Annotated in this window: 15 protein-coding genes; 4 read left to right on the top strand and 11 right to left on the bottom strand. The window is 50.9% G+C overall.

Annotated features, from left to right (window positions below; genetic code table 11):
- Window positions 1–110 precede the first annotated feature (110 nt).
- On the top strand, window positions 111–653 hold the full coding sequence (gene msrA, locus CSR04_RS22795; protein ID WP_102798656.1) for a peptide-methionine (S)-S-oxide reductase MsrA: 543 nt from the start codon (window positions 111–113) through the stop codon (window positions 651–653).
- Between the two features lie 3 nt (window positions 654–656).
- Here msrA and CSR04_RS22790 read toward each other — a convergent pair whose 3' ends face one another.
- From CSR04_RS22790 to purE, 8 genes are all read right to left on the bottom strand, one after another.
- On the bottom strand, window positions 657–2123 hold the full coding sequence (locus CSR04_RS22790) for a sensor histidine kinase (RefSeq protein WP_102798655.1): 1467 nt from the start codon (window positions 2121–2123) through the stop codon (window positions 657–659).
- Window positions 2123–2836 carry a response regulator transcription factor gene (locus CSR04_RS22785; RefSeq protein ID WP_102798654.1) on the bottom strand — a complete coding sequence of 238 codons (714 nt, stop codon included), beginning with the start codon at window positions 2834–2836 and terminating at the stop codon, window positions 2123–2125. Before CSR04_RS22785 ends, CSR04_RS22790 begins: the two co-directional genes overlap by 1 nt.
- A 14-nt stretch (window positions 2837–2850) precedes the next feature.
- Entirely contained in the window at window positions 2851–3570 is a 720-nt protein-coding gene (locus CSR04_RS22780) for a spondin domain-containing protein (protein ID WP_102798653.1), read from the bottom strand.
- Between the two features lie 10 nt (window positions 3571–3580).
- Complete coding sequence (locus CSR04_RS22775) at window positions 3581–4279, bottom strand: spondin domain-containing protein (protein ID WP_102798652.1); 699 nt, start codon at window positions 4277–4279, stop codon at window positions 3581–3583.
- 92 nt (window positions 4280–4371) lie between these two features.
- Window positions 4372–7287 carry a ligand-binding sensor domain-containing diguanylate cyclase gene (locus tag CSR04_RS22770; RefSeq protein ID WP_172449466.1) on the bottom strand — a complete coding sequence of 972 codons (2916 nt, stop codon included), beginning with the start codon at window positions 7285–7287 and terminating at the stop codon, window positions 4372–4374.
- A 193-nt stretch (window positions 7288–7480) separates the two neighbouring features.
- A complete protein-coding gene (gene trxA, locus CSR04_RS22765) occupies window positions 7481–8338 on the bottom strand; it encodes a thioredoxin (protein WP_102798650.1) in 858 nt (285 codons plus the stop codon).
- Window positions 8339–8438: 100 nt separating this feature from the next.
- Window positions 8439–9578: a 5-(carboxyamino)imidazole ribonucleotide synthase gene (locus CSR04_RS22760; protein WP_102798649.1), complete on the bottom strand. Its 1140-nt coding sequence runs from the start codon at window positions 9576–9578 to the stop codon at window positions 8439–8441.
- On the bottom strand, window positions 9575–10066 hold the full coding sequence (purE, locus tag CSR04_RS22755; RefSeq protein ID WP_102798648.1) for a 5-(carboxyamino)imidazole ribonucleotide mutase: 492 nt from the start codon (window positions 10064–10066) through the stop codon (window positions 9575–9577). Before purE ends, CSR04_RS22760 begins: the two co-directional genes overlap by 4 nt.
- Window positions 10067–10384: 318 nt before the next feature.
- Here purE and nhaA point away from each other — a divergent pair, with 318 nt between their 5' ends.
- Window positions 10385–11560, top strand: a complete 1176-nt coding sequence (nhaA, locus tag CSR04_RS22750; protein ID WP_102798647.1) for a Na+/H+ antiporter NhaA — start codon at window positions 10385–10387, stop codon at window positions 11558–11560.
- Here the strand turns inward: nhaA and CSR04_RS22745 are convergent.
- Together CSR04_RS22745 and betI are read right to left on the bottom strand one after the other, a co-directional pair.
- Window positions 11515–12687, bottom strand: coding sequence for a BCCT family transporter (locus CSR04_RS22745; protein WP_102798646.1), 1173 nt, complete (start codon window positions 12685–12687; stop codon window positions 11515–11517). The genes nhaA and CSR04_RS22745 overlap by 46 nt on opposite strands.
- A 2-nt stretch (window positions 12688–12689) precedes the next feature.
- Window positions 12690–13286, bottom strand: coding sequence for a transcriptional regulator BetI (betI, locus tag CSR04_RS22740; protein ID WP_102798645.1), 597 nt, complete (start codon window positions 13284–13286; stop codon window positions 12690–12692).
- A gap of 216 nt (window positions 13287–13502) precedes the next feature.
- On the opposite strand from betI, the gene CSR04_RS22735 reads away from it, so the two are divergent.
- Together CSR04_RS22735 and CSR04_RS22730 are read left to right on the top strand one after the other, a co-directional pair.
- Window positions 13503–15866 carry a TonB-dependent receptor domain-containing protein gene (locus CSR04_RS22735; RefSeq protein ID WP_102798644.1) on the top strand — a complete coding sequence of 788 codons (2364 nt, stop codon included), beginning with the start codon at window positions 13503–13505 and terminating at the stop codon, window positions 15864–15866.
- Window positions 15867–15930: 64 nt separating this feature from the next.
- Window positions 15931–16974: an alkaline phosphatase D family protein gene (locus CSR04_RS22730; RefSeq protein ID WP_102798643.1), complete on the top strand. Its 1044-nt coding sequence runs from the start codon at window positions 15931–15933 to the stop codon at window positions 16972–16974.
- On the opposite strand, the gene CSR04_RS22725 is transcribed toward CSR04_RS22730, so the two are convergent.
- Window positions 16971–21476, bottom strand: coding sequence for a PAS domain S-box protein (locus tag CSR04_RS22725; RefSeq protein ID WP_102798642.1), 4506 nt, complete (start codon window positions 21474–21476; stop codon window positions 16971–16973). The two genes, CSR04_RS22730 and CSR04_RS22725, sit on opposite strands and share 4 nt — an antisense overlap.
- Window positions 21477–21484 lie beyond the last annotated feature (8 nt).

The following is a 21484-nucleotide window of genomic DNA, read 5'->3' as shown; positions in this document are numbered from 1 at the left end:
TAATAGCGTAAATACGACGATAAAGATCACTTGAAGCAGAAGGCACATGTACCCACATTATATGGTCAGCGCCGGAGTTCGCTTCGGTACAATCGACAAAGGTGAAAAAGATGGCAAAGAATATTCAACAAGCCACGTTGGCCGGTGGTTGTTTCTGGTGTATTGAGTCGGCATTTAACTCGCTAAACGGCATAGAGTCGGCATTTTCCGGATACGCAGGCGGACACCTGGACAGTCCCAGCTACAAAGCGGTATGCGAAGGAAATACCGGGCACGCAGAAGTAGTAAGAGTGAATTTTGATGCGGAGCAAATCAGTTATCGCGAAGTTCTGGAGATCTTTTTCGCCCTGCATGATCCCACCCAGCTTAATCGCCAGGGCAATGATATTGGCCCGCAGTACCGCAGTGCGGTGTTCTATCACGATGAGATGCAAAAACAGCAGGCCGAACAGTTAATTGGCGAGCTGGCTGAACAGCAGGTCTGGCCGGACCCGATAGTGACTGAAGTGACGGCACTGAACAACTACTATCAGGCGGAAGACTATCATCAGGATTATTTTCGTAATAACCCGCAGAATCAATATTGCAATGTAGTGGTGGCACCCAAGCTCGCCAAATTCAGGCAGAAATTTGCCAGCCGCCTGAAGAGCTAAGCCCTAGAACACCTGTTTCAGGTCAAAGCTGAAACAGGTCCCCTTGCCTAGTTCACTTTTTACCCTGAGCTCGGACTCCAACAAGGCCATCAACTTTTTACTGATGGCCAGGCCAAGACCTGCATGCAAGGATTTATCCTCGTGACTATTGCTGGCCCGGTAGCGCGCATCAAAAATATAGGCCAGCTCATTGCGTCCAATACCGACGCCGGTATCTTCCACTTCCACCTTAATGCTATCTTTGCCTAACAGCACGCGAATAATCACCCGTCCCCCTTTGGGTGTATGGCGTAAGGCATTCTCCAATAAGTTGGTCAGTACCCTTTCCAGTTTGGCAATATCAGCAAACACCTGATACTGGCACTGCCCGGGGACTATCTCCAGCTTCACCCCTTTCTCATTGGCTTTAAGAGAGAACTTCGCCACCACATCATACAGCAACTCGCCAAGGGGAAAGGCCTCCTGATTCAGGGTCACTTGACCGCCTTCCAGGTAGGCCAGTTCAAAGATCTGATCAATCAGGCGTTTAAGATTACGGGCATTTTTCAGGGAGATTTCAACAAAACGCCGCCGCTCCTCCGGGCTAAGGTGTTGATCATTCAACGCCAGGGTCTCGATATAGCCCTGCAAATTCGCCAGCGGTGTGCGCAGATCATGGGATAGGTCTGCCAGCAGGGTCCTGCGCTGCTGGTCTAATTGCTGCAGTTGTTCAAACTGTGAGTTGATTTGTGCCGTCATTTGCGTAAAGGCACAACCTAACTGATGGACTTCGTTGTGGCTGGTTGCACACCAATTATCCGCTGACGGTAACCTCTGATTGCTGCGAAAGGCTTGCATGGAACGGGTCAGTCGCAACAACGGGAGGGTAATAAACCTAAACAGTCCCAACAACACCACCAATAAGAAGGCCAGAGCTAATGAAGCCCACAATGCAATGGTTTGTAATCCATGGCTGTCTCTGACTTTGGCAAATACCGAGTCATAAGCTTCACCACCGATAATCATATACAGATACCCTTGCAACTGGTCGGCATGTTTGACCGCCGCCGCCGAGAATATTTTGCGACCATTGGGGTTACGCGGGTCATCCCCTAGCACGGGCACCGCATCCGGGTGCTCAATCAACTGCAATATGGGCGCCAGGCTCACAGACTGACGGCGAATTTTCTGAGGCTCTGCCGAGTAGGTGAGGATCCTGCCCTGGGGGTCCAGGTAGTAAAACTCGAAGCTCGGCCCCAGCACCATCAGGGTATGGAACAAGTTCTCCAGCCCTTGGTAATCATATACGCCCTGTGCCAACAAGGGGTTGTCATGTACAAGATGCGCGGCTAAATTTATGTGTAGCCGCTGCTCGGCCTCCAGCTTGGTCCGCTGGTGTAATTCACTACTCCACCAGTAAAACACCCACAGCATCAAAACAAATACCAACACCAGCGACAATGCCAGGCGCTGATACAAAGACAGATTCATCACAATACGCCCTGTGGATTGAGCTTATAGCCAACGCCCCAGACGGTTTCTATCACTTTGGGGTGATTGGGGTTTTGCTCCAACTTATTGCGCAATCTGTTGATGTGCGAATTCACCGTATGCTCATAGCCACTGTGATGGTAACCCCACACCGATTCCAACAATTGACTGCGGCTGAACACCTGATTAGGGTGACGAGCAAGGTAATGCAGCAGTTCAAACTCGGTGGCGGTTAAGTCCAAGTGCAATGAACCAAGGCTGGCTATGTGTTGCAACTGGTCGATACAGAGTCGCCCCAGTGTTAACTGGGCATCATCGCTATCGTTATGCTTGCGCTGCTGAATCAACGCTGCCTTGCGCAGCTGAGCCCGAACTCTGGCCTGTAATTCCCGGACACTAAAGGGCTTGGTCATATAATCATCGGCCCCCAACTCCAAACCAAGCACCCTATCCATTTCCGCGTCTTTGGCAGTTAACATCAAAATAGCCTGAGCAGGCCTTGCCTGGCGAACCTGCCGACAGATATCCAGACCACTGATATCCGGCAGCATCAAATCCAATAGCACCAGGTCAAATTCACCAGACAATGCCGCAGATAACGCATCGATTCCCTGATCAAAGTGTTGCGTGTGGATACCGGCTTCCAGCAGATTAACCCGCACCAGCTCAGCGATATCTGCATCATCTTCTACAAGCAACACCCTTTGGCCCATTTTGCTATTCCTCTTTATTGCGTGCGGGTGATACGGATCCTGGCGACAGGATTGTCGAAACGTTGCTCCTGGGTTAGCGCCGACGTAGCCAAGCCATCATCCATTGAAACGATACCGGGATGCATAGTCACCATGTTCCTGGCATCATCACGCACCTCACTGAAGCCTTCACCACCTGCGGCGCCAATCGACGCCATATTTTCAGTATTGGCTTCGGTACCGGCATCGTAAGCGTTAGTAAACAAGGTCCAGCTTTCTCCCACCATCAGTCCAGCCAGTCCCTGCGCATTGAGACCGGTAAAGGCATCATTTGATTTCCCCAACATGGCCGCAACAGACAAGTAAGCGTTGGTGACATCCTCAATATTGATGGTGATGGTCTGAGCATTTCCCGGCATGGTCAGCCCTTCCCCTGAAGCACTGGCCATCGCCATATCTAGTGCCAGTAAGTCAGCGTTGTCACCGCTTTCAGCAACCTTTTCCAGTGCCACAGAAGCGGGCTGCCCTATTTCCCATAAGGTACCTTCGCTATGCAATATCAGAGTAATAGGTGAAAGCGGTTGCCCCTGAGTCAGGTTATCCACCGTAACCTCATAGCTGACCATCAGCGGTTCCGGCTCGGGTTGAGGCATTGGTGTCATTGCAGTGTTATTGTCATTGCCATCAAAGCAGCCCGACAAACTTGCCGCACAAACCCAAAGGCATAACATTGGTTTATTATTCAAAACGTTCATAAACCACTCCTTAATTCACCGTTACAGTGACTTTGGCAACCGGGTTTAACCACCGATGGCGGCTACTGTCCAGATCGCTGCTACCGCCCTGCATATCCGTATCACCGATACTGCCACGATGAATATGTACTACAGGGTTGTTCTCTGTGGTGGTGACGCCCGTGCCATTCTGTCCCACTTCTGCATCGAAAAATGGCAACACGGGTAAGCCCGGTACACCAGGTGCGCCGCTGCCGCGGATTTCATCATTGGCTTCAGTGCCAGCATCATAGCCCTGCAAATAGAATTCATAGCTGCCAGCTTCGGTGGGAATTTCCCAGCTGTTTAAGCCAACAAATCCGTCGTTGGTGGGAACCATCATGCCGGTGACAGATAACCAGGTATTGCCCTCACTGGTAGACAGACTGGTCATAACGGTCATACCAGGAGACATAGGCCCCTGCGCCGGGTTTTCAACGCTGTCTGCGCCCATGGCACTGGCCATTTCAGCCAGACCGGCAATATTGCCGCCTTCAGCCATCGCCTGCAGCTCAGGACTTGCCGCTTCTCCGAGCTTAAACAAATACATGTCCTGGTTATGTGCACTGATAAAAAGAGGAGCAAAATAAACGCCGTGACTGATATTCTGTATTTGGATATCCAGGTCGGCAGCTTGGGCTGTGCTGGCAAGGACTGACATGCCAGCTAATGCAACTAGGGTATATTTCATAGCTTTTCCTTAATTGAACAGAGTCAGGGAAAAGCATCGGGGAGAATTATCGCAAAAGTATCACAAGACCTTCACAATTTCCTAAAGCTCGCTTAGCCTGCGATGCAGGTCTGGTTTCGACCATTCTGTTTGGCCTGGTACAATGCGGTGTCAGCTCGTTGCAGCATTTGCTCAGAATCCTGACAGTCTTGCTGTTCTGCTAACCCGATACTGGCCGTGACACTGAGTTCAGGAGCCAGCGCTGAATAGTCCAAAGCCTGTATTGCCAGGCGCAATCTTTCAGCAAGCTTATGAGCAGCATGCAAATCAGTGTTCGGTAATAAAACAGCAAATTCCTCGCCACCCCAACGGGCAACCAGGTCGGCGTCCCTGCTTAGTAAGCGCAAACATTCAGCAACTCGTTGCAAAACAACATCTCCAACAGCATGTGACCAGTTGTCATTAATGCGCTTGAAGTGATCTAAATCCAACAGTAACAAGCAGAATGGGTTAGCCTGACGGACGGCGCGGGAAAATTCTCTGTGCAAGGCTTCATCAAATGCTCTGCGGTTAGCCAGGCCAGTGAGAGCATCTTGTCGTGCCTGCAATTCATAGGCTTCAGCTTGCAAACGTATCTGCTCGAGCAACTGGGACTTTTCTTCATCAGCCCGTTTCAGAGATTCGGTTTGCCACCTCAGCGCTTGCGTCTGTTCCTGAACCTGCTCCTCAAGACGTTTTGCGCTGCGCTGTAACGCCAGCAAACGCAATTTGATTAGCAACACCAGAAACATCACAAACAGTAACCCAACCCCCACAGCAAATCCGGGATGCTGCCAAAAACGCGGAGGAATCTTAAAACGCAACTGCGCCACCTCGCCCCCCCAATCACCGCTGGGGTAACTGGCCATCACCTCAAAGCGGTATTCACCCGGGGGTAGACTGGTATATTCGGAGTTGTTATGAGTACCACGGTACACCCATCCTTTATCAAAGCCTTGTAAACGGGTTCGATAAAGGATGCGCGCTGGAACAACATACCCCAGTCCGGCAAACTGAAATTCAATGCGGCTGGCCCCAGCAGAGAGTGTCAGATTAGCCGCAGGATGCAGCGCTTGCCCATCGACCAACATCTGTTCAATCACCACAGGTAAACGAACATCGCCAAATTGCTGTAACCTGGCGGGCTGAACCACCGCAACACCTTTCGAGGTGGCTACCCAAATCCGTCCGTTTTCGGCCAGCGCCATGGCTGGATTGGAACCGCCATTGGCTTGAGCACTCACCATGCCATGGGACTCGGAAAACAGGCTGAACTCAACCTGCCCCCCTTCACCATCCAGTAATCTGTTGGCCTGGTTGGCGCTGATTCTCAGTACGCCGCGGTTACTACTTAACCAGAAATTGCCTTGTTGGTCTTCGCGAACCTGAAAATATTTATCAAAGGGCATGCCTTTATCGCGTCCCAACAACGCCAGTTGCTCATCCTCGTAGCGGTAACGTATCAGTCCCCTGTCGGTGGCTAACCACAACGCCTGACCATCAGTTTGTTCAAAAAAACCAAAGACAAACTGGGCACCATCCAGATGTGAAATGGATAAGGCCCGCAGACGCCCGTCCTGCCAACGGGCCACCCCTGAAGACGTGCCAATCCAGATGCCAGACCTTGTACTTTCAAATAAGGAAACGCTAAAGTTGCTGGGTAAACCATCTTGTACTTGCAGCGCGCTAATACGGCCTTGGTCAATACGATTCACCCCTAACGAGGTCGCCAGCCACAGACTGCCATCAGCCGCCGGTAATATCGCCCTGATTTCATTAGACAGCAGGCCCGTGTCCCGGTCATAGCAGGTCACCTCCTGATTGTCCCGCCAGTGGATTAATCCATGCGTAAAAGTACCGACCCAAATGCCCCCTTCCCTGGCATGCGCCAGACTGAGGATGGTCTGCTTGATCCGTTGCCCTGGCAGATGGGTTATTTGCCCTTTCTCAAGCAAATTTACCCCTTTACTGGTGCCGACCCACACCCGTTCAGCCTCATCCGTTAACAATGTGCGGACAAAGTCGTCGCTCAGTCCCTGCTCGGTGGTAAAGGTACGAAATGCTGCATCACGCAGCCGGAAAAGCCCCCCATTGGTGCCAAGCCAGACACTTTGCTCCTTGTCCTTGTAAATGGCAGTAATACGACCATTGGGCAGTCCATCTTCCTGACCAAGATGTTCAAGGCCATATGGCCCTAATCGATAGAGTCCCCGGCCAATCGTACCCAGCCATAATGCTGTGTCATCAACCAGGAGTTTGGAAATAGGCAGATTAGCCAGCTCATTGTCCAGCAACTGGAATTGTTGACCATGAAGTCTGAAGGCTCCTTGTTCCGTTCCAGCCAGTAAGCCGTCACTTGGATGCCAAGCCAAACTGAATACCGGACCCGAGGGCAAGCCCCGAAATTCGGTAACAGGGCTGACCTTATCATCCTCGATAACAAAGAGACCCTGAGCCGTAGCCACCCAAATGCGCCCCAGGGGATCTTCAAGCAGATCAAACACGCTTTCATCTTGCAGACCATTTAGCATGTTAAAGACCTGTCGCTTGCCATGTCGATCGTCACGCATCACACCGGAACCGTCCGTCCCAATCCATAAACGCGCCTGACTGTCACATAACAACGCCCTGACCAGCACCGGCGCTGAAGGCAGACCTGACCAACGCCCTTTACTGGTAAAACTGATGCCGCCACGAGCCCCCGCCACCAGCAAGTTACCCTGACAGTCATTAGCCAGGGTAAATACCCCATCATCCGGCAATTGTGTCAGCTCACCACGACCAAATACCTGAAAGTCCCGGCCGTTGTAGCGTGCCACACCTTCCCAGGTGGCAAACCATAGGTAACCGTCGTCGGTTTGCATAATACTGTTGATAGTGTTGTGGGGAAGACCATCTCTGGTGGTCCAGCTTTCACGGAAATAATCCTGCAGACGGCCATCCGTCGCAGCAGCAGAAGGGCATAATGATAGCGGCAGCAGAAGCCACAAAAGGCAATAACTAACTGTTGATCTTAAGCTCAAGATACATCCAACAATAAAGCAATTGGGCTCAGCCTGAGCCTGGAGGCTGGCAACCTCCAGTTGTGCCAACATCGATCAAATTGGCTGCGGAAAATGCCTGAAATTCATCCAATTGTCAATATTATTGAGTCAGAAGTGCCTCACATTGGCTGCTTTCATTCTAATAGAGCAAGCTGTACAAACGTCGGCGGTAACGACTGGCCAGTGGATCACCAGCAGGTAAAGCATTGAGACTGTCCAGCATCACTTTCTTGGCATCGGCAAAAGCCAAGTCTTTTTGCAGCACCGCCAGCAACAATTCCAGCGCTTCTTCCACTCTGCCAGCTTGCTGCAACTGTACCGCCAGTTTTACCTTCAGGGCCAGATCATCCGGAGCCTGTGCCAATGCATCCTGCAGCGCCTTAATTTCAGGGGTATCCGCTGCTTGTTCTGCCAGTTCCAGCCTGCCTTTAAGGCTTTGATACTGCGCATCCTGGTCAACCATAGTGATGCTGTCCAGCAGCTCTCTGGCTTGCGGTAAACGTCCTAAGTCAAGATAGGCTTCGACCAGCACCAGTTTGATATCAGCGCGCTGGCTGTCAAGATCCAGGGCTTGTTTAGCCAGGGTAAAAGCTTGCTGAGCGTCCCCGTCGGCCAGACTTTGGCGGGCTTGCTCCAGCAGGTTATCAGCAGGACTGGGCAGATGTTTTTCCAGCAAAGTGCGAATTTCGCTTTCACTTTGCAAACCAGCAAAACCATCGATGGGCTGCCCGTCTTTTACCAGAATCACCGTTGGCAGACTGCGTACACCAAATTGCATCGCTATTTGTTGCTGCTCATCACAATTCACTTTGGCCAGGATAAGATCACTGGCATATTCACCGGCCAGTTTTTCCAAAATTGGCATCAGGTTCTTGCAGGGCTCGCACCAGTCAGCCCAAAAGTCCACCATGACCAACTTCTGTTGGGACGCTTCCAGCATTACCTGCTGGAAATTATTCAGATCTACGTTGACGATATTTTCCACGAATTCTTCCATTTAGACTGCATTGAGCAATTGTTGAGATTATCGGGTCAAAACCGCGATTTACAAGACAAGGGCACCCAGATAAGAACACCAAGGGCCAGTTGGCCCTTGGTCAGCGTGCTTGTAATTTTTTTCCTTCCCCCAGAACATGAGGAAAATGGCTGGCCGGCAGATAGTCAGCCAACGCCAACATGGCCTCACCTAACTGCTTATAATTTCCGGCACTGAGATTGATATGCGCCATCTTGCGTTTTGCTCTGACGCTCTTGCCGTACCAATGCAAATGGCTGCCAGGTACTTTCAACAATTCCAGATCCAGACCATCGTAGCCAATCACATTGATCATGACATTAGCTCCTCTGGCTTGCGTATCACCCAAAGGCAAACCGCACACGGCACGCAGATGATTTTCAAACTGACAGGTATCAGCACCCTGCATGCTCCAGTGCCCTGAATTATGTACCCTGGGCGCGATTTCATTGACCAGCAGTTGGTCGCCCACCTGAAAAAACTCTACAGCCAGCACACCAACGTAGTCTAAGCCTTCTGCCAAGCGGCTAAAGATATCCTGTGCCTGCCCGGTTAGGGCGTCACTGCAATCAGGTGCAGGAGCCAGTGACACATGTAATTGCCCCTGGTGATGCAGATTTTCAGCCAATGGATAGAACTTTAGCTGGCCGTCTTTACTGCGCATGCCCACCAGCGACAGTTCACGTTCAAACTGCTGCATCTGTTCAACCACCAACGGCACCTTTTTCAAATCCAGTGCAGCCAGGGTCTGCTTCAGTGCGGGCAAGTCTTCACGCTCAGCCAAACGCCACTGACCATAACCATCGTATCCATCGCGACTGGCCTTGAGGATAAGTTTATCCCCCAGTGCATCCACCGCCTGGTCTAATTGCTCGACATTATCAACAATACGATGGGCACAATTGGGTATGGCAAGACGTTCGAGTAAACGTTTTTCCCTGACCCGGTCAGCACCGGTTAAAATGGCTTCCTTTCCAGGCAACAATTTACCGGTCAAGCGTGCCTGTTCCAGCAATGTCTCAGGAATATGTTCAAACTCCACCGATATGGCATCGGCAGCGTCCAGGGCCTCAGCAAGAGACAGCGGTAGTTTGTCCTTAGTAACAGGATTTACCACGTCTTCATTACTGACATCCACCGCCTGCACATCAATGCCCAGTGGGGCACCGGCCAGATACATCATTCTGGCTAATTGCCCGGCCCCGAAGATCAGTACCTTCATTCAGGCAGCTCCAATTCCTGGTTAGCCAGGACTTTATTGGTTTGGGCCTGACGAAATGCCTTAATACGGTCGGCCAGACTTTTATCGCTGATCCCCAGAATCTGAGCAGCCAGCAAACCGGCATTCGCCGCTCCGGCTTCACCTATTGCCAAAGTGCCTACGGCCACGCCTTTAGGCATTTGCACTATCGAATACAAGGAGTCCACGCCACTAAGGGCTTTGGATTTAACCGGTACACCCAGCACAGGCAGGTGTGTGTGGGCGGCGATCATACCTGGCAAATGAGCAGCGCCACCAGCCCCGGCAATAATCACTTCTATCCCATTATCGGCCGCTGTATGGGCAAACTCACTCAAAAGATCCGGGGTACGATGTGCAGACACCACCCTGGCGCTGTACTCAACCCCAAGTTCTTTCAACATCAGGGCAGCCTGCTGCATGGTGGGCCAATCAGACTGTGAACCCATCACAATGGCAACTTTAGGCATTGTAGCTCCTCAAATATCGGCAAAAATGCAAACCAGAGAGACTGCTTACAATTCCCCTGGTACAACAGATGCGCGATTGTACATTAATCTGCCGTCCAGCCAAAGTGTCGAGGATGGCTTACCGCAACTGGTCTTGCCGCACGGGTCGGTTTATCGAAAAGCATGGTTATGACTACTTGAAAATCAACCGGTTAAGTCATAAATATAGTCGCTGTCATCTGAACTTAAGCGCTTTTACTGGCAGCCTGAGCATGAATAGCTGACAATGGTATTGGGACGCAGACCAGCCCCCTATAACGAGTAAAGGAGTCACGCCCCATGAGTGCACTGAAAGACTTTTTCAAGCTAGAGTCGGCCAGCGGAATCTTATTGATGATTGCCGCCGCTCTGGCCCTGATTGTGGCTAACTCGCCGCTCTCTGGATTGTACAACTCTTTTCTGAATATTCCGGTGGCCGTGCAGGTGGGTAAACTGGAGATTGCCAAACCGCTGCTACTGTGGATCAACGACGGCTTTATGGCCATCTTCTTCTTTTTGGTTGGACTGGAACTTAAACGGGAGATCCGCTCTGGTCAGTTGTCTAAACCCGACAACATTATGTTGCCGGCCATTGGCGCTGTTGGTGGAATGGTAATACCGGCCGCCATCTACGTGTTTTTCACTATTGGTGACAGTCATGCCTTGTCAGGCTGGGCGATACCGGCCGCAACGGATATTGCCTTTGCACTGGGAGTGCTGGCCCTTCTTGGCAGCCGTATTCCGACCAGTTTGAAGGTATTTTTAGTCTCACTGGCAATTATCGACGACATTGGTGCCATTCTGATCATTGCCCTGTTCTACACCAATCATATATCCACCGGTCCTCTTATAGTTGCAGGACTTTGCCTGTTTGTGTTGTGGTGGATGAACAAACGTAATATCACTGAAATTGCGTCTTACGTGCTTATTGGTGTGGTACTTTGGATAGCCATGCTCAAGTCCGGTGTACACGCCACATTGGCAGGAGTGCTACTGGCCTTTTTCATCCCAATGTACGACAAGAAAAAGGCCGGCTATCTGCCAGTGCAGGAACTGGAGCACAGCCTGCACCCGGCAGTAGCGTACGTGATACTGCCACTGTTTGCCTTTGCCAATGCCGGAATCGATTTTTCCGAAATGGGGCTGGAATCCATTACACACCCTGTCACCCTGGGCGTGTTACTTGGCTTGTTTGTTGGTAAGCAGATTGGCGTATTTGGCTTCTGTTATGCCGCAATTAAACTGCGTTTAGTAAAACTGCCCAGCGACATCAACCTGATGCAGTTATATGGTACAGCTTTGCTATGTGGCGTAGGTTTTACCATGAGTCTGTTTATCGGCTCCCTGGCATTTGAGGAAACCGGCGTACGAATGGCCTTTGATGAGCGGGTGGGCATCTTGGCCGGTTCTCTGTTGTCTGCCGTGGCTGGTTATCTGGTTTTGCGCCGATGTTGCAAGGACAAAGACGTTGCCTGATTGCGGTGCCTGGCCCAATAGGCCAGGCCCAGTATATATAGCAAGATAACCAGGGCGCCAAACAACTGTATTTTCAACCACTGAGCGTTATACAACATTCCCAGCACCATTAGTAAAATGAAGTGCAGCAGGATGTAGCGCGAAGTGCCCAGTCGTAATGCGTCCAGATTGAGGTTCTCGGCGTATAAACGAATCAACGAATCCAGGGAGTTGATCAGAAACAGGATGCCAAGGGCGAGCATCACCGCAACAGCCAAAGTGGAGAGCGACAGGTTCTGCACCTGAAAGTGATAAAGCAGCGAAAACCACAAGGCAATCGGAATAGATGGCAGCAACAATAGCACCAGCAACAAACGCCAGGGCTTAATGCCGTTAAGAAAACGGGCCATAAACTGGCCAATCATGATGCTCCAGGAGAACCACCAGAGCAAATAGAACTCATGCTGATCATCCAATGGCATCAGTAACAGAGGCATAACTCTGAAGTAGTCAGCCAGTTCGCCAAGATAACCCATGTATTGTTGCCATTGCACCCCGGCATCCCAATACAACAGCACAATAGCGCCAAGCAGCGCCCACAAACTGGCGCGACTCAGCCAGGTCAGCCAACGTAAATGCAGGCTGGAGACAATGGCGCATAGCAAAACGACGGCCAGCAATAGATTGGCTGCGACATGGGCATAGGGTTTGTCTTGTAGCGCAGGTAGGTACCAGGGCAAATTCACCATAAATAAATGCAGAGTAAAGGCACAGGTACCAATAATCACCAGGCTATTCAATCGGTTAACCCAGACAAGACGAAAAAATCCAAGACGTGGCTCAAGCAAACAGAAATACAGGGAGCTGACAAAGTACAAGGCCCAGTTCAAACAGCCCCACATGGCAAACTCCATCGCCAACGGGTTAGTCAGGCTGTACTGTGGAAATTTGCCGGTATCCGCATAACGGGGAAATTCGGTCAGTGGCAACATCACCAGTCCGATGTCCAGACTGGTGGTAAAGAGGATCGCCACAAAACTCCATAAGCCAACCGGATGCGTGCCAATGCAAGGTTTGTCGGCATAAAACCAAAGCATGACCAGAGCCAGCACAGCGGTCAGCCCCAAACCCACCAGCAACAGATACATCGCTAGTTCCTGGCTTGGTGCTTTTCCAGCATCAGATGGATAAACGCCTTGCAATTATGCAGTGCCAGGTCGAAGGCTTGTCCATCGGAGCCACTCAGCGCGGCGCGTAACCAGTAGCCGTCAATCATCGCTGCCGTCATGGCTGCGACATTGCGCACCTGAGAGGCATCGATTAAAGATCTGAACGAATACCTAAGATTGGCCTCCAGCCGAGCTGCGTTGATACGTTGTAAACGCATCAGATCTTCACTGTGCATGGACTGCGCCCAGAACGCTAACCAGGTTTTGGCTGCCCGCTCTGAGCGTTGTAAGCGGGTGAAGTTCGCCTCGACTATCATCATCAACCGGTCAACCGGACTGGGTTGGCCATGAATCTGTGCCAGTAAATCCTGTTTAAGCTGCTCCAGCAGAAATCGCACCGTGGCTTCCAATAAAGCCTGTTTGCCACCAAAATAGTGGCTGATAATCCCGGAGGATACACCAGCCAGACGGCTGATAGTACTGATGGTGGTGCCTTGCAAACCAAATTTTTCGACCGATTCCAGGGTCGCGTCGATCAGTTGCTGCCGACGTACTTCTTCCATTCCAACTTTGGGCATAAGTTCTTTTTGCCAGTTTTTTCCTCAGCTTACCTATGATTGAACGGTTCAGACAATCCCGGCGAAGAACTTCTATCGCTTAACCGCGCAATAATTAAACAGAAGCTTTATTTTAATTAAACGTTCAATTAACATTAATCCAATTGTCATATTGGCTTCCCATAATTTTCGCGCTTCAAGCACAACCTCAACAAACAAAATTAGGGATTACCAATAATGCGCACTCCATCTTTGAGCCTGATCAGTCTGGCTGTACTTGGCGGCCTGTCTGCTCAGGTTGCCGCCGACGATGCAGCCCAGACCATGATAGAAGAAGTATCTGTGGTTGGTAAGAAAATTTCTTATGCCAACAACCTGGTCGATGCCTCGATGATTCAACAGCAGGCCCCCGCCACCAGCGTGCTGGCGGTAATTGATAACCTGCCGGGCATCAGCATTAATGAAGGCGATGCATTTGGTGGTGACGACTGGTCTACCAGCATCACTATGCGTGGCTTTGCCAGTACTGGTAGTCAACAGCAATTGGGTATGACCATAGACGGTTTACCAAACGGTGGCTCCACTTATGGTGGTGGCTCAAAGCCCAACCGTTATATGGATGCCGAGAACATGGCGACGGTTGAAGTGGCACAGGGCACATCTGATATTTCTTCTGCGTCACTTGACGCATTAGGCGGTACATTCAACTTCGTCAGTCGCGACCCGGCTCGTCGTCAGGGTACCACCTTTGCTTACAGCAACGGCGACCACGACGCCAGCCGCTATTTTGTCCGTCATGACAGTGGTGAAATCTTTGACAATACTTATGCCTATGTCAGCTACTCAAGCACCTCTAACAGCCGCTGGATTGGCGAAGGCTCAAATGGCGGTGCCGAGCGTAGCCACTTTGAAACCAAGTTTGTCTCAGACTGGGGCAACCTGAGTGTAACAGGCCGTTTGTCCTACGATGATGTGGAAGAAGACAACTACAATGCCATCAGTAAGGCCCAATTCGCACAAAACCCGGACTGGGATCAGCTAACCTGGAACTGGACTGGTATTCCTCATTATGACCAGATGTTTGCCGAAGGCTGGTCGACTCTGCGCGAGAACACCTTTGCCTACCTGCGTTTTGACTACAACCTGTCGGCCACCAGCAACTTCAGTATGACGCCTTACTATCACAAGATGAAAGGTCGCGGTGACTGGATCCCGCCTTACCTGAATATCGTAGTAGACAAAGATGGTAACCCGACCAACAAGGGTGGCACCAACACCCAATATGGCTTTACCGATCAACAAGGTAACCCATTAACACCGGCGGCTGGCTGTACCGCCAACTATAGCTGGCCTTGGGATTCCGGTGCAGCCTTACATCCATCCTGCTACCCGGATGACGCCATTCCGGTGATGTCTTATCGTCATACTCATTATGCCAAGGACCGTACTGGTACTGTGGGTAAATATCAGCTAACTCTGAACAACCATGATCTATTGGCAGGCTTCTGGTTTGAAAGGTCTGATCGTGATGAATCCCGCGACTGGCACAAAGTTGTTGATGCCAAGGTTTATCATCATTTTGACCAGACCCCTTACTGGATTCAATACGACAATAATTACGTTACTGATACCTTTAAATGGTACATCCAGGACACGATTAACTTCGACAACCTGACAGTGAACCTGGGCGCGCAGCAGTTTATGGTGGAAATCGAGAAGCATGACCGCTTTGCCAATACGCGCACAAAACTGGATAGTGATTCAGATGTACTGTTCAGTCTGGGTGGGGTATATCAGCTTACCGATGAACTGGAAGCCTTTGCAGGTTTCAGCCAGAATTTTTCTGCTATCAGCGATCAGGTGATGGAGAAAGCCGGTGTTGATGTGTCAGACCTGAATCCAGAAACCGCTGACAATATTGACCTGGGCTTACGTTACCGTGCTGACAACCTGAACTTGTCTGCCACCCTCTACCATATCGAGTTTGAAGACCGTATTGTCAATATCCCGCCGGGTGCCGCTATCGGTGGTATTGTTTACGATGAGGGCGATGGTACCTTTAGAAATGAAGGGGGTATTGAGTCACAGGGTCTGGAACTGAGTGCCACCTACCGCTTCGATGATCAGTGGAGCCTGTATGGTTCTTACACATTGAATCGTTCTGAGTACACAGAAACAGTGGAAACCACAACCACCAAACAAGTGGACGGTCAGACAGTCACCGAACGCAAAGTTCAGGTAGTTGCCGATACTGATGTCATCGATGCCGTAGAAGACATGCTGTCGCTGAGCCTGGATTACTTCTCGGGTAACCTGCGTGGTGGCTTGTCCGCCAAATATACTGGTGGTCGCACCGGTGGCTATCTGGACATTCTGAACAATCCGCAGCAGCGCAACAAGGTAGACAGCTACACTCTGGTTGATCTGAACGTGGGTTACAATCTGGATGTGGGTATCAAAGGGATTTCCTCTGTGGATGTCGCCTTTGTCGTAACCAACCTGCTGGACAAACGCTATCTGGGTTCTGGCACTACCGACGGATTCACCTACTTTATTGGTGCACCGCGTACCGCGTCTCTGACGCTGACAGCAAACTTCTAAGCCGGTTGTATTGCCCCTTAAGTGCGCCTAGATGGCGCACTTTTTTTGTTTACGGAGAGCACCAATGTACAAGCCCATACTGTTCTGCTTCACCTTACTGCTAAGTTGCCAGGTAAGCGCCGGGGCGCCGATAAAGATCCTGTTCGGCTCTTGTGCCAAACAGGACAAACCCATACCAATACTGAATGCCATCAATGCTGAGCAGGCCGACCTGTTTATGTTCCTGGGTGACAACATATATGGTGATACCGAAGACATGGCCCTGCTTGCAGCCAAATATCAGCAGCTTGGCAATAATCCCGGATTTAAACAGCTACGCGCCAATACGCCGCTAATCGCTATTTGGGACGACCATGACTATGGCGAAAACGATGCCGGGCGCGAGTACCCCATGAAAGAAGCCTCCCGGCGTATTATGCTGGATTTCTGGCAGGAGCCGATGGATTCCCCACGCAGACGTCAGCCAGACGGTATCTATACCTCCTACACCTATGGCCAGGGCCAACAGATAATACGCGTCATAATGCCGGATCTACGCTGGAACCGCGCGGCGCTTCCCCATGTTAGTGAGGATGTGTATGAAAGTAAGCGCAAACCAGCCAATATGGGCCCCTACCAGCCAAATCAGGAAAATAGCGCCAGTATGCTGGGCGAGCATCAATGGCAATGGCTGGAACAGGAACTGAAGAAGCCCGCCGCCATACGCATTATTGCCTCCAGTCTGCAACTGCTGCCGGAGTTTACCGGCTGGGAGGCCTGGGCAAATTTTCCTGCCGACCGCAACAGACTGCTGCGCTTAATTCGCACAGCAAAACTGAACGGCGTAATGATTGTTAGCGGTGATACTCATTGGGGAGAGCTGTCCCTGGTGGAACAGGACCTGGATTACCCGCTGTGGGAAATTACCAGTTCAGGATTAACCGAAAAGTGGAAAGCCGTCAGCCCCAATCAACACCGCCAGGGCGACTTCACCCATGAGGTCAACTATGGGTTTCTTGAAATCGATTGGCAGACCGATGATCCTGTTATCCATTTTGGCTTGCGGGGTGTGAACGGTCAGCAGGTAATCGGCCGCACCATCAGACTTTCTGCCATTAGTCCCTATTAACTCAGCGAGTTGCCGGCACTCTTATTGCTGTGCTTTTGCAAGCTATCCAGGGCGTCCTGACAATGTGCCAGGGCGGCTGGAAAGTCCATGCTTTCCATACTCTGCGCCAGGTCTTTTGCCGTTGTGGGTAACAATATCAACAGCTCTGCCCGCAAACTCTCAAAAGCCGATAGTGCATCAATATCGGCACCTTCAAGCAATGTTTCCAACGTTTTTAGCCCATCATATAACTGCGCGGGTTCAAGATGCTGAGTTGCACCTTGCTTTTGTGCGGAATCGGCCCATTTCGCCAGTAGCGGGTATAACTGCTCTAACTGCTGCTTTAAGCTGGTGACTAAGGCCGGATAGTCACCTTCCAAATTTTTGCGCAGCAGGGTCTCCAATTGACTGCAAATCTTGGCCGACGCATTAGCCCCCAGCATGGCCGTCATGCCTTTTAGACTGTGTATCAAATCAGCCGACTCAATGGCGCTGTCAGTTGGACGCTGCAAAGGAAGTTGCGCCACTAAATCAGGCGCTTCCTTCAGAAAGTTTCTTGCCGCGTTAGCATATATCTGCTGGCTATTGCCCAGACGCCGTATGGCTGACTGGCTATCCAGCCTGATTGTTTCGTTGATAATGGGCGACGGCTGCGACTCAGGCTGGTGACTGCCCTGAACTAAATTTCGCTGTATGGTGGTAACCAGCTTATCCAGTTCAAAAGGTTTGCCGATGTGATCGTTCATGCCGGCATTTAATGCATCTAGCCTGTCCGATTCCATCGCATTGGCGGTCATCGCCACGATAGGCAGGTCTGTCATCACCAGAGTCTGGCGAATTTCCCTTGCCGCCGTATAACCATCCATTTCCGGCATCTGGATATCCATCAACACCAGATCAATATCATCCCGACGAGCGGCCAAAATGTCCACGGCGTGCTGGCCATTGCCCGCAACCTGAATTTTGGCCCCTTCCAGTTCCAGCAATTCAGTTGCAACCTGCTGATTGGTTGGATTGTCCTCCACCAGCAAAAGACTAACACCTTTAAGTCTGGGCACTCCGGCGGTGATTTGTGTGCCCAGCCTGGCCGTTTTCCCCATGGCATCAGCAACAGCATCCAATAACATGGACGGCGTCACAGGTTTGTGTAAATGGGCATGAATCATTCCATTGTCAGTTCGACCTCTTTGCTGAGTCAGTTCGTTGCCATGGGCTGTTACCATAATGATCAAAGGCAACTTGTCAGTTGGATACATGGCACCGATACATTCGCAGGTTTCCCAGCCATCCAGACCCGGCATGTCCCAATCCATCAGCAATAAGTCATAAGGCGCAGAATGGCCCCCTTTCGCCATTTGGCTGATGGCCTGATCGCCCTGAGAAACACTGTCAGCCCGCCAGCCGAAAGACGCCACCATCTTACATAACACTTCCCGGGCACTGGCATTATCGTCTACCACCAGCACTTTCAGGTCTTTTGGCAAATTATGTAAATCGCGTTCTTCGGCCAACGTACAAGGTAAGGAAAAAGAAAACTCGCTGCCTTTGCCAGCTTCACTTTCTACATGTAACTGCCCGCCCATTTGCTGCACCAGCCGCTGACTAATGGCCAGTCCCAGCCCGGAACCACCAAAACGCCTTGCTGTAGAGTTCTCAGCCTGGCGGAAGCCGTCAAAAATATGTGGAAGCTGTGCCTTGGCGATGCCGATACCTGTGTCTTTTACCCGAAATTCGAGTTGTAACTGCTCATCCTGGCGCTCAATAATTTTGAGGGACAATCTAACTTCCCCCTGCTGGGTGAACTTTACCGCGTTACCCGCCAGATTGATCAGAATCTGCTGCAAGCGCAAACCGTCCAGCACCACACGTTTAGGGATATCGGCGCAGATATCAAAGAGAATCTCCAGATTTTTATCGCCAATATCTGCTGAAGCAATTGCGCCAACCTCCACCAACATGGTATCCAGATTACAGGGCTGTGGGTCCAGTTCCAGCTTGCCCGCTTCCACCCGGGAAAAATCCAAGATGTCATTGAGGATACTCAACAGCAGACGGCCAGCGGATTCGGCCTTCTTAACATAATCCAGTTGACGGGTTTCGAGCTGGCTTTTACCCAGCAGTTGTAGCAGCCCTAACACCGCGTTCATGGGTGTGCGAATTTCGTGGCTCATATTGGCTAAAAATGCCGACTTGGCACGGTTTGCACTGTCGGCCTCCAGTCTGGCGGCCTGCAGTTTTTGTTCATAGGTGCGCTGTACCGTCACATCCCGGTTGATCCCCACTACGCGCACCACTTCCCCGCGGTCATTCCACTCCATGGCGGCCGACGCCTGAACAATACGCACCTCACCGCTGGGCCGGATAATGCGAAATTCGGGATTAAAGGTGCCGTTGCCTGCCAATGCTTCAGTCAGGCTCTCTATGGCCATTTGCCGATCATCTTCGTGTAACACCTGATGCCAGGTCTTGTAATTCAGAACGTGGGACTTAGGCAATTGGTAGATACGATACATCTGCTCGTTCCATTCCAGACTATCGCTGGCCACATCCCAGTTCCACACCCCCAACTCTCCCACCTCTACGGCTTTAAGGAGATGCTCCTGCATATGCTGCAATTCTGCCCGCGCCGCGACCTGTTGGCTGATATCCGATGCCATCCCCAGATACCCAGTGATATTGCCTTTATCGTCGTACAAACAGGTAACAGAAAGCTGAACAGGAAACAGGCTGCCGTCCGCCCTGACGTAGGTCCATTCATGGACATTTGCCAGCCCCTTCTTTGATTTACAAATGAACACTTCGAAACCAGGTTCTATCTGCTCTCCCAGTTCGGCGGAGAATGTTCTGGCTCGCTCGGCAATTTCTTTTTCCAGATGAAAAATAGCCGGGGTATTTTTACCTATAATGTCCTTTGCCTTATACCCCAGCATTTTTTCCGCTGCCGGGTTAAACATCACAATCACACCCTTGGGATCCGCAGCAATGACTGCATAGCCAGCCTGGCTGAGTACGGCTTGCTGTAGCCGGTGTATTTCGGTAATTTCAGCGGTCTGACTGGCAACCCGCTGTTCCAGCTCTTCATTTAATTTTTGTATCTGGCGCTCCACGGCTTTTTGTCGGCCAATATCCCGCATAATGGCCGCCACCCCGACAATCCCCCGACCTTCTTCTAACACAGGGGTAACAGAGACGGACAAATCCACCAAACTACCGTCTTTACGAAGGCGTACCGTGTCATAAGGCAATACCACTTTACCTTGTCTAATTTTTTCCAGAGTGCGGCGGGATTCATCCAACTTGTCTTCAGGCACAAGTAACTGCAAATAGTCTTTATCGAGCACTTCGTCTCGTTGAAATCCAAGAATACGTTCAGCGGCCAGGTTCCAATCTGTGACCTTGCCTTCCAGAGTGGCACTGACCACCGCATCCTGGCTGTTGGTGACAATGGCTGCCAATCGGCCTTGCTGGCGATGTAACTGCCGACGCTGTTGCAAGTTAAGCCAATAGAGCAATACAAAACCACCAATGACAGCCATACCGGCAAACATGCCGGCAAACAACTTGCCCGTGGCCAGCGACGCATCACGATTCACTGTGGTTTTCGCAAACAGCATACTGGCAAGTACGTTCTGTTCACTGTCCCCTGATCCTAACTGGATGGTTTTCTGCACCAGGAAAAAGCCTTCTCCTTCTCGAAATACGGTTTGCTGGCCGGAATCAACTTCACCGGCACTGAATTCATCAGACCAACGCCAAGGGCGGTCAAACTCAAATGCAAAACGTCGAGCGCTGTCAGGGTGTAGCAGAAAGTCACCCCTGGCGTTGGTCAGATACAGGGTTTTACCTGAAGGTACATCTTCAGCCATCACAGTGAGTAAGCTGCTGGCGTCGATGTTTAATACCATCATGCCAAAAGGCTGGTTGTTGTGGTCCCAAACCGGGGTGGCAACTCTCAGGGTCGGCCGATAGGGTTCCTCAAGTTGGCCAAACTCACGATTAAGATTGATCTCAGACACATAAAGTTGGCCAGGCTTTAATCTCAAGGTGTGTTGAAAGTACTCGCGATGCCCCTTGCTTTGCAATTCTGATTCACCAACCACTTGCAGACCGTCCGGGGTTCTATTTACCCTCACCAACTCCCGACCGTTATCTGCCACACCAACATAACGAACTTGCAAGACCAGCGGGTGACTTTGCATAAAGCCGGTGAAAATCTGCGTCAGACGACGTTTCCATCTGTCGCTGGTACTGTCTTCCTGAATATCCAGACCATTATTTTGCGCCGCCCTGACCAAGCCCTGCACGGGTGGCACGGAAGCAAGAAACAAAGTATTGCGTTTATAGCCGTCAACCGATTCCTGTAACTGCTCGGCACGCAGATTAACCTGGCTATTGAGCTTGCTGATATTGTCAGCGATGGCGTTGTCCCGCTCTCTGTCAACGTTCCAGATAAACACCACAACCAGGCCTACCAGCAAGCTCAGAACCAGTATCACCCGACCGAGGTTTAACAGTTTTTTCATTCCCTATT

The sequence above is a fragment of the Bowmanella denitrificans genome (assembly GCF_002887595.1).
Classification (GTDB): Bacteria; Pseudomonadota; Gammaproteobacteria; order Enterobacterales; family Alteromonadaceae; genus Bowmanella; species Bowmanella denitrificans.
Note: the sequence above shows the minus strand (reverse complement) of the source record. Positions and strands in the feature narration are given on the sequence as shown.

Coding starts and splice junctions, on each gene's coding strand:
- msrA (WP_102798656.1), top strand. CDS start 111: ATGGCAAAGAATATTCAACAAGCCACGTTGGCCGGTGGTTGTTTCTGG.
- CSR04_RS22790 (WP_102798655.1), bottom strand. CDS start 2,123: ATGAATCTGTCTTTGTATCAGCGCCTGGCATTGTCGCTGGTGTTGGTA.
- CSR04_RS22785 (WP_102798654.1), bottom strand. CDS start 2,836: ATGGGCCAAAGGGTGTTGCTTGTAGAAGATGATGCAGATATCGCTGAG.
- CSR04_RS22780 (WP_102798653.1), bottom strand. CDS start 3,570: ATGAACGTTTTGAATAATAAACCAATGTTATGCCTTTGGGTTTGTGCG.
- CSR04_RS22775 (WP_102798652.1), bottom strand. CDS start 4,279: ATGAAATATACCCTAGTTGCATTAGCTGGCATGTCAGTCCTTGCCAGC.
- trxA (WP_102798650.1), bottom strand. CDS start 8,338: ATGGAAGAATTCGTGGAAAATATCGTCAACGTAGATCTGAATAATTTC.
- CSR04_RS22760 (WP_102798649.1), bottom strand. CDS start 9,578: ATGAAGGTACTGATCTTCGGGGCCGGGCAATTAGCCAGAATGATGTAT.
- purE (WP_102798648.1), bottom strand. CDS start 10,066: ATGCCTAAAGTTGCCATTGTGATGGGTTCACAGTCTGATTGGCCCACC.
- nhaA (WP_102798647.1), top strand. CDS start 10,385: ATGAGTGCACTGAAAGACTTTTTCAAGCTAGAGTCGGCCAGCGGAATC.
- CSR04_RS22745 (WP_102798646.1), bottom strand. CDS start 12,687: ATGTATCTGTTGCTGGTGGGTTTGGGGCTGACCGCTGTGCTGGCTCTG.
- betI (WP_102798645.1), bottom strand. CDS start 13,286: ATGCCCAAAGTTGGAATGGAAGAAGTACGTCGGCAGCAACTGATCGAC.
- CSR04_RS22735 (WP_102798644.1), top strand. CDS start 13,503: ATGCGCACTCCATCTTTGAGCCTGATCAGTCTGGCTGTACTTGGCGGC.
- CSR04_RS22730 (WP_102798643.1), top strand. CDS start 15,931: ATGTACAAGCCCATACTGTTCTGCTTCACCTTACTGCTAAGTTGCCAG.
- CSR04_RS22725 (WP_102798642.1), bottom strand. CDS start 21,476: ATGAAAAAACTGTTAAACCTCGGTCGGGTGATACTGGTTCTGAGCTTG.